At 41.4% G+C, this 16,128-nt stretch carries 13 protein-coding genes; 11 read left to right on the top strand and 2 right to left on the bottom strand.

Features of this window, described 5'->3' with window-relative positions; translation table 11 throughout:
• The first annotated feature begins 6 nt into the window (after positions 1–6).
• The 10 genes from ACN20O_RS03840 (at position 7) to ACN20O_RS03795 (ending at position 12,105) form a co-directional block, all read left to right on the top strand.
• Positions 7–1,344 (top strand): hypothetical protein, encoded by a 1,338-nt coding sequence (locus ACN20O_RS03840; protein WP_491637379.1) that lies wholly within the window; start codon positions 7–9, stop codon positions 1,342–1,344.
• A 130-nt stretch (positions 1,345–1,474) separates the two neighbouring features.
• Positions 1,475–3,007 carry a sigma 54-interacting transcriptional regulator gene (locus tag ACN20O_RS03835; protein ID WP_491637377.1) on the top strand — a complete coding sequence of 511 codons (1,533 nt, stop codon included), beginning with the start codon at positions 1,475–1,477 and terminating at the stop codon, positions 3,005–3,007.
• A 55-nt stretch (positions 3,008–3,062) separates the two neighbouring features.
• Positions 3,063–3,281 (top strand): hypothetical protein, encoded by a 219-nt coding sequence (locus ACN20O_RS03830; protein WP_102244581.1) that lies wholly within the window; start codon positions 3,063–3,065, stop codon positions 3,279–3,281.
• 62 nt (positions 3,282–3,343) lie between these two features.
• Entirely contained in the window at positions 3,344–4,819 is a 1,476-nt protein-coding gene (locus tag ACN20O_RS03825) for an HD domain-containing protein (protein ID WP_491637375.1), read from the top strand.
• Positions 4,820–4,970: 151 nt separating this feature from the next.
• Positions 4,971–5,696, top strand: coding sequence for a cell division ATP-binding protein FtsE (locus ACN20O_RS03820; RefSeq protein ID WP_491637373.1), 726 nt, complete (start codon positions 4,971–4,973; stop codon positions 5,694–5,696).
• Entirely contained in the window at positions 5,684–6,481 is a 798-nt protein-coding gene (locus tag ACN20O_RS03815; protein WP_491637371.1) for a hypothetical protein, read from the top strand. The genes ACN20O_RS03820 and ACN20O_RS03815 overlap by 13 nt, the downstream gene beginning before the upstream one ends.
• Positions 6,481–7,617 (top strand): murein hydrolase activator EnvC family protein, encoded by a 1,137-nt coding sequence (locus tag ACN20O_RS03810; protein ID WP_491639256.1) that lies wholly within the window; start codon positions 6,481–6,483, stop codon positions 7,615–7,617. The genes ACN20O_RS03815 and ACN20O_RS03810 overlap by 1 nt, the downstream gene beginning before the upstream one ends.
• A 25-nt stretch (positions 7,618–7,642) precedes the next feature.
• Positions 7,643–9,064, top strand: a complete 1,422-nt coding sequence (locus ACN20O_RS03805) for a S41 family peptidase (protein ID WP_491637369.1) — start codon at positions 7,643–7,645, stop codon at positions 9,062–9,064.
• 106 nt (positions 9,065–9,170) lie between these two features.
• Positions 9,171–10,463: an exodeoxyribonuclease VII large subunit gene (gene xseA / locus ACN20O_RS03800; protein WP_491637366.1), complete on the top strand. Its 1,293-nt coding sequence runs from the start codon at positions 9,171–9,173 to the stop codon at positions 10,461–10,463.
• Complete coding sequence (locus ACN20O_RS03795) at positions 10,453–12,105, top strand: histidine kinase dimerization/phospho-acceptor domain-containing protein (RefSeq protein ID WP_491637364.1); 1,653 nt, start codon at positions 10,453–10,455, stop codon at positions 12,103–12,105. The genes xseA and ACN20O_RS03795 overlap by 11 nt, the downstream gene beginning before the upstream one ends.
• 3 nt (positions 12,106–12,108) lie before the next feature.
• On the opposite strand, the gene ACN20O_RS03790 is transcribed toward ACN20O_RS03795, so the two are convergent.
• Complete coding sequence (locus ACN20O_RS03790; protein WP_491637362.1) at positions 12,109–13,416, bottom strand: 3'-5' exonuclease; 1,308 nt, start codon at positions 13,414–13,416, stop codon at positions 12,109–12,111.
• 109 nt (positions 13,417–13,525) lie between these two features.
• Complete coding sequence (locus ACN20O_RS03785) at positions 13,526–14,947, bottom strand: hypothetical protein (RefSeq protein WP_491637360.1); 1,422 nt, start codon at positions 14,945–14,947, stop codon at positions 13,526–13,528.
• 193 nt (positions 14,948–15,140) lie between these two features.
• On the opposite strand from ACN20O_RS03785, the gene ACN20O_RS03780 reads away from it, so the two are divergent.
• Complete coding sequence (locus tag ACN20O_RS03780; protein WP_491637358.1) at positions 15,141–16,127, top strand: hypothetical protein; 987 nt, start codon at positions 15,141–15,143, stop codon at positions 16,125–16,127.
• The last annotated feature ends 1 nt before the right edge of the window (position 16,128 follow it).

Below are 16,128 nucleotides of genomic sequence, written 5' to 3'. Positions count from 1 at the left end.
GGTTTTATGAAAAGTTTATTAGTCGCTATGATGATTTTCATTTCAGTTGGTGCATTCGCTCAGGATGATAACCTGACAATCGTCGCTGTTGGTGAAGCTACATTAGAAAAAGATAAAATGGTCATTCAAGATCCATATATGTCAGGAACTTTAACGGCTGCTCAAAAAACGGCAGCTTCAGAACTTGTAAAGCTAATGAGAAACGATTTCTCTTTTTACCAAAAGAAATTCTTCTTAGTTGAAGCAGCCCCTAATAATACATCTGTTCGCCAACCAACTAACTATGAGTACTGGCAGTCTAAAGGTGTGCGCTTTTTAGGAACGGCATCGGTTGATAAGGCCGGCGAGGGCATGAAAGTAACGGTTGTTTTCGAAGATATTAAAAACAGAAAGCAAATTTATAACAAAACAGAAATGGTCACGATCGCGACTCTACGTAAAGAAGGACACGAGATGGCCAACGGTGTTTATAAGCAAATCATTGGAAAGGATTCAATCTTCACTTCTAAGATCGTCTTTGTTTCAGATAGAAACACAAGAGGGAAGAAGACAGTAAAAGAAGTCTATATGATGGACTTCGATGGAAAAAATGTAACTCAGATCACGAACCATAGCGGGATCGTTATTTCACCTTCTATGTCTCAGGATGGACGCTACTTGATATACTCGTTGATTTCAAACTCAGCGAAGAAAAGAAACAACGACCTTTACTTGATGGATATGAGAACTCGCGAAACGAAGATCATCTCTAATAGAGATGGGGTAAACTCGGGAGCTATCTTCTTAACGGGTGGAAAGAGTATTGCGCTTACACTGACAGTTTCAGGAAATGCTGAAATTTATGAGATGAACCTGGCGACTCAAGAGTTAAGAAAAATCACTAATCACTTTGCTTCGGACGTTGACCCTTCTATTACATACGATGGCTCATTGATGACGTTCTTATCTGATAGACCTGGAAAGGCGATGATCTACACGATGGACCCACGCGGGACCGAGTCTAATGTAAAGAGGATCAGCTTCGTCGGTCAGTTCAATGCAACTCCACGCTTTTCACCGGACGGGAAAGAGATCGTTTTCTCTTCTTGGCTGGATAACTCTTTTGACCTTTTCAGAATCTCATCTGATGGCCAGGGCCTTGCCCGTCTGACGAAGGATTTTGGTTCTAACGAGGACCCGAGCTACTCGAATGATGGGGAGTTTATCGCCTTTACTAGTCAACGTGTTATCTCACGAGTTAAGGCCGACCAAAATATCTACATTATGGACCGTGACGGGGGGATTTTAGGGGCCATTACCGCTGGATTCGGGAATTGTATAAGTCCTAGATGGTATAAGTTCTAGAAATCATGTAAATGTGGAAAAAATTTTAGACAACCGAGCATTTTAGTCTTGTAAAATATTCAGACGCACTGTATTATTTACTGAGTAACGCAATGCAGTTTTTAATACTAAATTGTCCAGGAGTTTTACAATGACTAGTTCAATGATTAACCACAAGACAAGCCTAGAAAACCTAACTTCATCTCTTCTTTTAAGCCTAGATGAAGCATACTTTTTTACATCTCTAAACGCTTTCTTCAAAGGTCATATGAACGCTCATAAAGTTCAGGTCTACAAAATCCTGGAAAACGGTTCAGCAATCCTTATGTCGGAAGACGGACACTCAGTAACAAACGGTCTGGTACTGGATAAAGGTGTTGGTGCTGCTGGATATATCGCTCGTACAAAAAGAGGATACTTTTCAAATACAGTAGAAAGAGACCCGGTTTTTACAAGAGAGGCTGCTCTAGGAGTAAAAGCCGAGCTTTGTCTTCCAATCTCTGCTGATGGTGTTGTTATTGGTTCAATCCACTGTCAAATGCTAGATAACTCTCGTGAGTTTTCTCGTGAAGATATGACTCTTGGTATGTCAATCTTAGCTGACATTAAGAGCCCAATCCAAAACATGAAAATGTACCTTGCTGCTAAAAATATGAACGAAGTTCTACTTCGTACAATTGAATTAAAAGAAAAAGAACTTCAAGAGTCACGCTCTGGAGTAAAGATTCAAGATTCTTTCAGAATCATTGAAAAAGAAATCATCGGTAGATCTCAAGCAATGAAAGACCTTCTTGCTCTAGTAGATAGAATTGCTGATAAAGAAATCTCTGCTTTCATCATGGGTGAAGCAGCGACAGGTAAAGAGATGATCGCACGTCGTATTCACTGCAGATCACACCGTCGTGACAGAGCTTTCGTAACTGTAGACTGTTCAACGATGAACGAAGCTCAACTTGACCGCGAAATGTTTGGTCTAGAAAACCACATGGGTATGCTTGAAGTTTCAAACTTCGGAACACTTTTCATCAACTCAATTGAAAAGATGACTCCAGCTATCCAAAACAAGCTTGTTCAGTTCATCAATAACAAAATGGGAATTAAAGCTGATAATGGTTTCTTTAAGTCTGACGTAAGATTAATTTCTGCTTCAACTAAAGACCTTATGGAACTAGTGCGCGAAGGAAAATTCAGAGAAGACCTATACTTCGCACTAAGCACTGTAGTTCTTAAAGCTCCAGCTCTAAGAGAAAGAAAAGAAGATATCGAACTAATGGCGAACTTCTTCCTTAACCAAAATAAAGCGAAGGAAGCTCATAAGTCTTTCTCTCCATCTGCGATCAAAGCTCTTACAGAGTTTAACTGGTCAGGAAACGTAAGAGAGCTACAAAACGTAGTAGAGCGCGCTTACATCCTTGCAGAAGGATCAATCATTGAAAAACTACACCTGGACCAAAACATCCAGAACGCAGAAGAAGCAAAAATCGAGGCAGCAGCTCCAGTAGTGGCTAAGCCGGTTGAGTTCCAACACGTAACACTAGAAGAACTAGAGAGAAACCACATCATGGGAACTCTTGAAAACCTAGGTGGAAACAAGACAAAAACGGCTAAAGTTCTTGGAATTACAGTTAAGACTCTATACAACAAACTTCACTCTTACGGAGTTGAGTTCGATAAGGAAGCTTAATTTGTTGTAATTGTTAGGTGAAATACAGTAATATTAGAAAGTTGGAGGATACACCATGTCACTAGAAACAAATACAGAAGCAGTCGTAGAGAGCCCGAAGACTCCGAGGAACTTTAGAACTGCAATCGATATTGAAAACTTCTACCGCTTCGTAAACGATAACGACCTTAGACGTGAAGCAAAGATCATGCTTGAGCTTATTCAGCAAAAAGTAATGATCACTGTTAAGAAGAAAAAGAAAGAAACTAAAAATCTTAAAAAGAACCTACATTAATTAATTAAACGAAGGCCCGCTCATAGATGAGTGGGCCTTTTTGTCTAAAAAGAAGTGTGAACATGGATGTCGCAAACTCAGAAGGCCTAAAGGCCCCGCAAACTAACCAGAAAAATCACGTCATTTACGATCCAATCTACGGCTTCATCAAGCTTAACCCGATTGAATTTGAAATCATCTCCAGCCCGTTCTATCAACGTTTAAGATGGATTAAGCAGCTAGGGTTTTCTTGTTATGTTTTCCCGGGAGCCGAGCATTCGCGTTTTCACCATTCGATTGGTGTAATGTTCAACGCTCATAAAATCCTGGAGTCATGCGGACGTGCCGTGAGTGAAAAAGAACTGATGGATGCAAGCTGTTTAACTCCAGAGTGCGTGTATCACAAGAGCTTGCGTCTTGCTGCCTTAATGCACGATCTGGGAACGTTTATGTTCTCACACACGACAGAGATGGCCTATATTGAGTACGGTGAGACTACAAAAGCAAAAGGCGGAAAAGGCCTTCCTGACGACCATGAAAATCTAGGTGCCTTCATCATTAAAAACACAGATTACCCTGGTGGTATCACTTATATCCTAAAAAAATACGGCATCAGCCCGCAGAGAATTTCTGATTTAGTAAAGGGAGTAGACGAGTCTATTCTTGCTAACCAAATCCTGCACTCTGAGGTTGACTGCGACCGCATGGATTACCTTTTAAGAGACGCTCACTACACAGGTCTTTCATATGGGTCATATGACCGCGATTATCTTCTGTATCACTTTCAGGTTAAGCGCGTAGACAACCACGACATCTTAACGATTCGTCACAATGCTCTTCACTGCGTGGAAGACTTTTTGACCAGCCGTTTTTCTTGGTACTCGCAAGTTATCCGCTCGCCCCGTGGTGCGAAGTTTGACTCGATTGCCGAGAGAGTTTGTCAGTATCTTTTAGAAAAGGGTTACATTTATAAATACAGTGAGCTTCTGGAAATGATCGAAAAAGATCCCATGAAGTTCTACGGTTTTAATGACAACTACTTCATGACTTTAGTCCACAAACACTACAACAATGGGGACCTGGATAAAAATCCAAAGGTTAAAGACATGGCCCGCGTGATCCTTTTGGCCAGTGGTGGAAAAGCGATTCGTTGCGAGGAATTTAAGTCGAGACTCCTGTCTCAGGACGACCCACAGGCGGTTGAGCGATACTATAAACGCGCCCATGCGAAGTTTTTAGAGATCGAAGAGTTCCTAAAGAAAAAAGGTGGACCCTCTGACTGGGTCATTTCCGATATCCCGAAAAAGTCGATTATGTTCGTCAAATCTCCTAAAAACGTGGCCCGCGGCTCAACGACCGGCAAGCACAATATCCTCCTGGATCGCGATCCGGTGAAGATGGCCATGGAAAATGGGGAGATCAAGCTTCTGGCCGACGTCGAGAATTCGCTGATTTCCAGACTTTTTAACAGTAACAACTTCATCCCGAACGTTTATTGTTCGACTTCTGCCTATGAACTTCTCCTAGCAGAGGGTGTTATTGACGGGTCTTTTAGTTAATCCTATAAAAAGTACCTGAGGGAAATTGATGGATATTCAATTTTCTATCTAAAAATCCAAATGTAGGCTAAAATTTAGCTAGGGAATCTAGTATGGATTTCCTGCAGGAATCAGGACGATTTCTGTGATGGACTTAGGAGTGATGGTCAGTATGCAAAATTTTTCTCAAACAGCGAACCACAGAACTATGAAAGCTCCACAACAACAAGGCCAGAAAGGTCCCATTTTTTATTGTGAAGACGTCTCGGTTCAATTCGACGAAATTATGGCCCTTAAAAATGTTCAATTAACAATTGATCGTGGAGAAATTATTTTTCTCACAGGTGCTAGTGGTGCAGGGAAAACAACTCTTCTAAAAGTTCTATCAGGATTACAAGATCCGACTTCAGGACGTGTGATCAGACCAGAAAAAGGTTCAGGTAAAAAAAGTCTATTCATCTCCAACGTCTTTCAAGACTTACGTTTAATGGGGAAATACACTTGTGAAGAGAACTTAATGTTCTCATATGATTCTTCAATCTATGCTTCTAAAGCAGAGTTCACTCAGGACTTGAATGAACTTGCCCGCATTCTGGGAATCAAAGACAGACTTCACTTAAAAATTAACGACGCCAATGGGGGCCTTAAGCAAAAGGTCGCTATTATCAGAGCGCTTCTGACTCGCCCGGATGTTTTAATTGCAGACGAGCCGACATCATCACTTGATATCGATAACACCAGAAGGCTTTTTGATGTTCTTAACCTGTATAATGTTAAGCGCGGATTGACTGTCGTGTGGGCCACTCACAATAAGGATCTCATTAAGAGTTTCACCGGCCGAATTATTCATTTAGACAATGGACGTTTAGTGTATTCGGGGAATGCATGTTTTATCTAATTCAGTTTTTTAAAATTTTATTTAAGTCTCCAGTGAGAGGCTTCTTTCTGTTTTTCTTTTCCATCCTTTTTGTTTTCTCAATTGGACAAAAGAATTATTTAGAAGAGCAATTCACCAGAATGATTCCTGAAAATAAAGCGGGGGATTATTTCTACGCGCTTATTGCTTCAAGTGAGTCTTACCAATCAGTGGCCCGCCAGATGAGCGCACTTCCTGGAGTTTTTAAAGTCGAGATTCTTTCAGAAGCGCAGATCAAAGAAGAAGTTAAAAACATCTTAGGTTCACTTCAGGTAGACATGACTGATTCAAGCCTGGATTTAAACTATGCCGGGTTAAAAGTTATTTATACAAAAGATCTTAAGCCAAGAGCAAAGGACTTGGTCCGCGATTACCTTTCTCACCTAGTAGGGGAAGGCAACATCACTCTGGGAGCGATCAAATCAAATGACCAGATTGCAGATAAACGCGCTCAATTTATCGGCGTGATTAAAACATGGGGATACTCGCTGTATCTTTTCATCGTTTTCATTTTTTGGACGATCTCTCTTCTTTCTGTAAGAGCGAAGATCGCCGAAGCTTCATATCTCCTTGAGAGTTACCAAAGAAAGAAGAAAGTAGGACTAAAAATGGCCTTAAATGGACTGACATTAATCTTCATTCTTTCTGTCGCTTTCACTTTTATTTTAGGAATGCCTCAATTGATCAACCTTCTGGTGGCCCTTGCTGTCTTTATTGTGGGGATCTTCCTTCACGCCAAAAGATACCAGTGGGAGAGCCGCTCGTGATGATGGCCAGATCTCTTCTTATTATTCCATTGATCGTTTTGACTGGTGCTGTGTCAGCTCAGTCTGCTGTCGGCGTGCCCCAGGCCAAGGAAGAGAGTGCTGATAAACTTAACGTCTTTGAGATGAAGCGCAAGCTTCAGGATCAAAATAAAAACATCCAGACTTTAGCTAAAGAAGTGGCCAATGTTGAAGTGACATTAGGACTTAATAATAAAAAATATCTTAAACTTGCTGAAGAAAGAGCGCGTATTGAAGAGAGCCTGGCCTCGGCCAGAAGAAATGCTGACTTCGACAGCGAGACGTTAAAAAAGAACTACTCACAGACTAAAAATCTTCTGATGGGTGTGCTTTTAAATAAACTCGAAAACACTGAAAACTCTTCTGATATGCTGGCTAGAAAAGTCATGATCGAAAAATTGCAAAAGAGACTTGCAGACCTCGATGGAATGATGAAAACCAACAAGGCCCTTCAGACTGACGTCGATGGATTATATGCCAAACTTCAGGAATCAATGGATACAGAAAAAGAACTCCTGGCGGTGATGGGAGAGCTTGAAGAAAGACGCCGCGAGCTTAGAAACTCGCTGGAGCAGCAGACAAAAAGCAATGCTGATATGAAGATTCGTTTTGATGAAGAAAAAAACAAACTGGCCATCAACCAGAAGTCTAAAAGAATCGTCGAAGAGCGCGAACGTCTGGCACCTATGCAGATTACTGAAGAAATCAAAATTCCTTCTCAGCCGCTTTCTGGTGGAGAGTTTTATCCGCCCATCTATTCTTACCAGGCAATGGAGTACCAGAAGAAAGGGGTGACGTTTAATTTTCACGGGAAAAACGAAGTGCGTGCCACTAAGGCCGGAAAAATCGTTTATACCGGGACACTGGCCAACTACGGTAACGTCCTGATGATTGACCACGGAAATGATACCCGCACTGTTCTTTTAGGGCAGTTTGATTACTCAGTTAAAAATGGCGACAGCGTCAAGGATGCACAGGTCGTAGGTTTCACTAACCCAAGATCAGGCAATGGTCTGGGAGAGGGAAGAATTTATTTCGAAGTTAGAAAAAACAATTTAGCTCAAAATACATATTTGCTGTTGGATAAGAAGTCGCTCGCGAAAAATTCATCTCACTAGGCAAATAACCATGGAAGGAGTCGTTATGAAGAGAACTGTGACCAGTCTCTTGGTTGGTCTGTCGTTGATGTCCAGTGCTGCTTTTGCAGCTCCAGCAGAAGATCTTGCAAAAAAATCACGTTATGAAAAATTAGAACTCTTCAACAAGGTGCTCTACCTTATTGAATCGCAGTACTACCGCGAAGTGAGCACAGATAAGCTTATTGAAGGGGCCATCAACGGGATGATGAATACCCTTGACCCTCACTCTGCTTACCTCGACAGCGAAGTTTTCTCGAAAATGCAGGAAGAAACGTCTGGAGAGTTTGGTGGACTTGGAATTGAAGTCACTCAAAAAGACGGAGTCCTGGTTATCATTACTCCAATTGAAGATTCACCGGCATTTAAAGCGGGGATCAAAGCGGGAGATAAGATCGTAGAGATTAACCACGAGTCAATGGTAGGAGCAAGTCTTCAGCAGGCCATTGATAAACTTCGTGGAAAAATGAAATCTAAGATTGTTCTGGGAATTGTCAGAGATGGCGTGGACGGAGTGAAGAACTTCGAACTCACTCGCGAGATCGTTTACCTAAAACCAGTTAAGTATGAATTGCTGCAAAATGCTTATGCTTACGTTCGCCTGACTCAATTTCAGAAAAAATCAGCGGAGTATATTGTCGATGCTCTAAAGAAAATGAGAGAGCAGTTAAAGAAAGAACCTTTAAGAGGAGTGATTCTTGACCTTCGTTCAAACCCTGGTGGATTACTGGATGAGGCCGTTGATGTTTCTTCAATCTTCTTAAAAGATGGAATTGTCGTTTCAACCGAAGGTCGCGATCCAAAAAATAAAGAAATCCGTTATGTGAAAAAGAGTGGATACAAAGAACTTGAAGTGCCGCTTGTGGTGCTAATTAACGGTTCTTCGGCCTCTGCTTCTGAAATCGTCTCAGGTGCTCTTCAAGATGCTAAACGCGCCATTATTATGGGTACTCAGTCTTTTGGAAAAGGTTCAGTTCAGTCAGTGGCAAAAATCGATGACACAAGTGGAGTGAAGCTTACGATCGCTCAGTATATGACTCCTTCTGGAAGAAAGATCCAGGCCGTGGGAATTAATCCTGATGTCACAATCGGTGAAGCTGAAGGTGAGTGGTATGATGAAAACAGAAAAGAGTCTAGCTTCATCAGAGAAAAAGATTTAAAGAACCACTTAACGGCGACGATTGAAACTCCTGAGGAAAAAAAGATCCGCGAAGAGCAGGAACTGAAAGAAAGAATCGAGCGCACAGAAAGATTCAAAGCGATGAGAGAAAAGAAAAAGCAGGCGAAAAAACCTGAAGCAAAAGAGCCGGTCGTTGCAGGAGATGACGAGGACGATTCTAAGCGCGTGGCCCCAGGTGAAGACTACCAAGTCAACCAGGCCATCAATTATTTAAAAAATATTGGTTTGATTAAGACTCTAAAATTCTAAAAAACTTACAGACCCGCTTCGGCGGGTCTTTTTTTTGTCCAAATAACTCCTAGCAACACGTCTTTAAACTTTTCACGACACACCGTTTTAGCAATACTAATAGGCAATGAGCCTGGAAGTTAAAAAAGTCTCCGAAATCGTCGGAGAAATCAAAAATTTACTCGAACATGAATTCTCTAACGTTTCCATCGAAGGAGAGATCACCAATTTATCATTGTCCTCATCAGGACACTGGTACTTCACACTTTCAGATAAAGATTCAGCAATCAGCGCCGCTCTTTTTAAAATGGATGCCCTGAGAAACCCTTTGATGAAAACCATCAAAGACGGATCAAAGGTCGTCGTTGTCGGTGACATCAACGTTTATCCTAAAAGAGGAACGTTTCAAATCATCGTTAAAAGAATTGTTCCGGTGGGAACAGGGGACTTAAAAGAGCAGTTTGAAAAACTAAAAAGAAAACTCGCCAGCGAAGGCCTTTTTGATATGGATCAAAAAAAGCCGATCCCACAAATGCCTAAGCGCGTGGCCATCATAACCGCTCAAAGAGGAGCGGCCCTGCAGGACTTCATTAACATTTACCGTCGCCGCTCTATTTGGATGGATCTTTTAGTCATCCCGACACTTGTTCAAGGAGACGATGCACCAAGAGCGATTCGTGCTTCTCTTCATAACGTCATTAAGTACTCAATGGATGCTGAGCCCGCTAAAAAAATCGACCTGATCGTCCTTGCCCGCGGGGGAGGAAGCCTGGAAGATTTATGGGCCTTTAACGATGAGGGATTGGCCTACGATATTTTTAACTGCCCGATTCCTATTATCAGTGCCGTCGGACACGAAGTGGATTTTTCCATTTCTGATTTTGTCGCCGATCTTCGTTGTGAAACACCGTCTGCGGCAGCAGAAGTCATCACTCATCACCAGACGATGATTAAAGACAAAATGACCAATCTTCGTTCGCGCTTAAAGAATGTGATGGATTATAAGATGAGCCGCCTGGAAAACAGGCTTAAGCACGCTCATCCGCACGCTATTTTAAATATTCTTCTTTCGAGACTGGCCTCTTTTCAAAAGCGCCTTTCAAGGTGTGCGATCCACCAGCGTTTACATGAACTCACAAACATTCATGAGTTCTACCTAAGCCTGGATGAAAACTTGGAAAGAATGAAACAGATTCTAAAAGAGCGCTTTAAGGACTATCACCACCGCCTGGATAAGTCCCGCGATGTCTTAAAAGTCCTAAACCCTAAAAACGTTTTAGAGCGTGGTTATGGCTACCTGGAAACAGAGGCCGGGAAAGTCGTAGCTTCTACCAATGATTTTGATAAAGCTCCCAAAGGAGTGTCGTTTAACCTTCACTTCCACGATGGCTCGAGAAAAGTAAAATCCAATGAAGGCTAAAGGGAAAACCAAAATCCAATTTGTTGTCGACCCAAGCTTGATCTCAAGAGATCAATCAGAGTTTCTTGTGCGCGTTTTACAAGAAGAAAAAATTAAGTACGCCACCAACATTCAAGATTTGGATGATTTCACTCCCGGGCTTTTTTTCGTGGAGAAAAAAAATCTTAGAAAGGTGAGTCGTTTTAAAAATAAAATGATTGTTCTTCCGGCCCAGGATCAAAGCGATGGGTTGTCAGTCAGTAAGATCAATTTCAATTCTTACGAAGAGATCTCACATTTCATTGATAAATTCTTCCTGGCCGAACGCCACCTGCAGATTCAGGAGAGAATTAAAGAGAGTGAGAGACTTTACGATGTTATCAAGACCTACCTGGATGAAATTAATGTCGAGGTCAATGGAGCTGAGTCAAAAAAGATTTTTGAATCTATTCTCGATTTAGAAATGCTGCTTTTACAAGAAGAGTCTCTTCTGAGCTGGAACACGCATTTTAAAAGTTTCTTAAAAAAGAGCAACGAGCTTCAATCTCTTGCTCTGGTCACAAGCAGTGGGCTGTCTCAGGAAGACTTACAGGTTGATGAGAACTCTCTCGTTTTTAAACTTCCAAGCGAAGACTATTATCTTTTTATGCGTTTTAAGCATTTGGATGTGAAAAAAGACGCGGAATTTGTCGAGCTTTTACTTTCAACTTGCATGCGCACACTTCAGATCCTCGACCAAAAACTGGTCAAGAGTGATGGAGAGATTGATTTCTGGAAAAAGATCTTCTCTAAAATCCCGTACCCGATGGCCGTTATTTCAAGCCTGGGGGATCTGCTCATTTATAATGAATCGTTTGCCAAAATTGGAATCCTGCCAAAGGAATGCCTGCGCTTTAAAGATTCAGAGAGTGCGGAAATTTTTCAGAACTTCTATAAGATCAGACGCATTGATTTTCCCATCAACTTAATCCAGGTTTCTTATTTTGTTTTTTATACAACTGATAAAAACCAAATTCAAAAAAGCGGGGAGAAGCCGGCGAAAAAAGCTTCTTCTGTAGATGAATTGGGGATTATCTCAAGCTCTATTGCTCACGAATTAAATAATCCTCTTGCCGGGATTTTAGCGGCCCTCTCACTGCTTTCCCTAGAAGACGACTGGTCACCCGATGCCCTGTCTGATTTAGAAGATATGAAGAGTGGGGCCAAGAGATGTAAAGAGCTGGTGGAAATCTTCTTAGGGTTTTCTAAGTTCTCTCCAAGCACTCACACACAGGTTTCAATTAGAGGCTCGCTTGATCAGGCGATCAATCTTCTTCGCTTTAGAATGATTGAATCCAACCTGCGCTTAGATATGAAATACTCACCGACTTTGGAGCATTTCTCTCACCAGATCAATGCTTCGATTATGTCGATGATTTTTTATCTCATCTGCAGTGAACTCATGACTGCTTTTGCCCACCACCGCCTGGTCACTCAGGTTCAGCATGGGGCCCTTTCGGGAGAGGTGTTGGAGTTTTCGAATCAGATCGTTTTAAAACTGGATGAGGACTTCGAATACGAAGATAAGATCGTCCAGTCAAAACTGATTCAACACTTACTGGTTTTTGAAAAATTAGAGGTGAATTTCCTGAAACAGGAAATCCGTCTTATCTATCGTTCTTAGCCACTAAAGATATTTGTGAGGGAAATCGTAGTCGTTCGGGTTTTCACTCATAAACTTTTCAATCGGGTCTTTTAGGTCCTGATTGGTGATCTTTGCATTCTGGCGCTGAATAAGAAGTGTGTCGCGGCTTCCTTTTAAGTAAGCGATCAGAAAGTTATTGATCATCGGGTTTAAGTGATCTTTTTTCATTTTTCCTTGGGCCATTCTCGCACTTTTAGAGTTGATGTATTGAACTAGTTTGTTTTGGTGAGTCGGGTAGCGGAAGACCAACTCCAGCTTCTGGTGAAGCGCGCGAAGCGGGTAGATCACATACTGCTCAGGGATCAGGTGATTAATCACGATAAAGTCTGCTGGCATTTCCTGCGGGTTCTGAAGATCGACAGTCTTTGGGTCAATACCGTTAAATTCACAGAGCTTTTTAATCGTCTCAATCTCCAGCTCATCGCTGATCTTAGAGAAGTAAGACGACATTTCCAGAAGACCCTGGAAATAAGGGCCAGTGAGTTTAAGAGTCAGCATCTCATAAGGGATCTTTTTTACTTTTTCAACGATATAGGCCTTTTCATCAGCTCTTCCGTGGGAAGGCATAGAAAAAAGCACCACTCCTTCCTGACCTTTTAAAGTCACCAGAAAGGGAGTTGTCAGAGAATTGATCTGCTCGATAATTCCTTCAAAAGGAACATCTTTTTTATAGTTGATACGATCCAGCTCAAATTTATTTTTTGGGTAATAAAGGCTGTTAACCTTAGCGATCTTCTTATGAATGAAGATAGAAAGGTATTTCAGCAGAAGTTCTGCTGAGGCCATTGTGTCGTCCAGAGCGCGGTGGGCCTTCTGGTGCTTGAGATCGAAAATCTTACTCATATAATTTAAGTTCGAGCTCAAGATATTAGGGATCATGTATTTCGTCATGAGATTGGTGCAAATCGACTTATTTTGCAGTTCCGGTTTCCCTAAGCGCTTTAGGACAGAGTTAAAGAAAGGCACGTCAAATGACGTGTTATGGGCCACGAGAATTGAATCTCCCATGAACTCCAGGATTTCATCAATAACCGTTTCAATCACCGGAGCGTTGGCAACGTCGGTGTCTTTAATTGTGGTTAGTTTTTGGATGAATTCAGGAATGTGAACTTCCGGATTGATCAGGAAGCTTTTGTGATCAACGATCTGCAGGTTCTGAATACGTACCATGCCGATTTCAATGATCTTATCGTGCTGATGATTCCCACCGGTTGTTTCCAGGTCGAATACACAGAATGTTAATGAATGAAGTAAATCGTACGAAGGCGTTTTTGAGAAAGTCGTTGTCATTGTCTATCCTTAGTCGAACATTCGTTCGATTAGTTGAGACACAATCATATAAAAAAAAGGCCCCTTCGTAAAGGGGCCTCAAGTTTGCCGATATCAATTTTGCAATTAATTATCTGTTTAAGTTAGAGATGTTCATCCAAGGAGGAGTTTCTTCATCTTCAAAACCACTTACTTCAAGAATTGTTTTTGGGTGGTGGTATCCAGAAAGAACTCCGGCGTCAATGTAGAATACACCGTCAGACATATCCTGTGATTTTACACCGTAAACGTTTCCTTTTCTTCCCACTGAGCGCTTAATTTTCCCCATTTTTTCCCCTGGAGTGTACTCGATAACAGTTGGTTGGTTGTCGATATCGTATGTTCCAACTTCAAGGATTTGGTTAAGTGGACTCTTTGGATCAAGAATTAGCTCTCCACCAGCACGTTTTGCTGCCCAGAATGTATCAACTTCGTTTCCACTAACTTTTAGTGATTGAAGAACTTCTGCACGGTCAGCTTTTTCTCCGGCCTTTTTTGTCATGATGTACTGCCATTGCTTCCCATCTTCTCTGTAATCAGAAAGTGATTGGTCAAGAAGTGCTTCTTTAGCGTAGATCTTGATCATTGGAGCACCAGTGTCGATAACTTGTCTGATGAATGCAATAGCTTCGTTGTTGTTTCTTGTACAACCAGAGCTTCTTGGATCAGAAACAATGTTTGTGATAAGTTTTTTTGTTTTCTTGATGTACTTATCTTTATCTTCTCCCCATCCAACAGTACCGTGTGTCCATTGACCAAATGGGTTTGGTGCTACGAAACCAGCGTACCAACCAAAAGCTCCTCTCATTGATCCATATTTTTTACCGTTAGCGTCTGCTGGCATATATTTGCTCTTAAACCAGTCAGTCCAATCGTTTTCTCCGATTTTTGGAAGATCAGGGTATCCATCTTTGTACCATGCAGGGTAGTGACCTTCACCGTCTTGATAGAATTTTGCCCATCCAGTTAAACGGTACGATCCAAGAACTGAACGTCCTTTTCCTTTTTCAGCTGCCGGGTGGTCGCGGTCTTCACCAACAACAACTTCAGTTTCCATAATCATTTTGTGTGGACAAGAATTGTCAGCACATTGTCTTTCATAGATACGAAGAGTTTCTGTCGCTACGTTAAGAACTGTAAAGTATTTTCCTGTGAATTCTTTGTAGTCAATTACTTTTTCAGAAAGGTACTGGCGCACAACATAGTATTTTTCTGAAGGAAGCATTTTGTTTACAGTTTTGATGATTTCGATCTGAACATACTTATCATTAATAAGTTCAGGACTAACCAGACGAACTCTTTCGTTTAGTGAAAGAACGCCCATTGTTTTACCAGCGTCTTCTGGAGTTGAACGAACTCTTAGTCCATTTAGAGCAATATAATAAATATTGCTTGAAGTAGTAACCGCAGGTGTTGTTACCTCTTCGTTGTCTAGAGCAGCTTCTTGTGAGTGAGCTACTGGTGAAATTGCCAGTGCCGAAAGTAGCATCATAGGCGCAATGTGTTTTCTCATGTGTGTTCCCCCGTTATAATTGGATTGAGAATTAGTCCTAAAATAGTGGCCATCTTTTAGCCCCCTATTTTTTGAAAGACCAGCAAAAATCCCTTTGTATGAAAAATCTTCATACCGTAAAAAAAATACAGCCCCCCTTGAAAAAGGCCTTTTCGGAAGAGTAAAAAACTACAAAATTTATGGGGGGTAATCTATGACAACAAAATTATTGGGTACTATCGCAGCACTTTCAATCATGACGACATCAGCTTTCTCTGCAGAGCCAGCACGTAACAAGGCACTGGACAGAATGATGTACACAATCAACCCGGAAATCACTCTTGCGGGTCCAGTTTTCCGCGACCAAGGGAACGCAGCTGCTAAGAACAAGTACGGATCTGACCTTGTTCGCTTGATTCTTAAAGAGGCCGACAGACAAGGACAAAAGTACCTTGAGGCCGGAGACACTCAAGCTTATTACGCAATTCTTACTATGGCGCTTACAGTTCCTATGCAAGAAGGTCTCTACATTCAGTACAGAGGCGTAGAAGGATCAGACATTTGTAGAACTGAAGTCAACAACGGTGACCTGGTTAAAAAAGCAGGGGAAACAAACTACAACCTGTTTAACCAATACTTCAAGACAGCAGAAAAACCATTTTTTCCAAACTGTGAAGCTATCAAGACAGACAAACTTACACAAATCATCCGTGGTGGAGACGGTACAGACTTATCGCTTATGCAAGTTTCTATCAGATGGCACTTTGACGATTTCTTAGCGAACAAAAAATATGAAAGTGTTCAATCAACACTTGAATACGGAATCGGTCACCTGATGAAAGGTTTCAACCCTGTTTACAGAAACGTAACAGAATACAAGTGTATTGCTGATTCAGGTCTGTTTAAAAAGACAAAAGTAAGCTACATCAACCTGATCAGAGGTGTGTGGGCCGGACAATATAACTCAGGGTCAATCTCTAAAACTTGTCGCTTTGATGATTCATCATCTCCATACAAGCACCATGACAAAGGTTTCGAGAAAAACCTGAACAAGATTTTAAACTTTAAAGGAACTTTATCAGTAGATATGGTTGCTGACTTTAAACTTGAGCAAGAAGTTGCTGACGCTGTAATGGAAGTAACAAGCAACCTAAAAGCTGCAACTAATAACAGAACTGCACTGGATAAAGTTTTAAAGTAAT

The organism is Bacteriovorax sp. As-1 (assembly GCF_058446905.1).
Note: the sequence above shows the minus strand (reverse complement) of the source record. Positions and strands in the feature narration are given on the sequence as shown.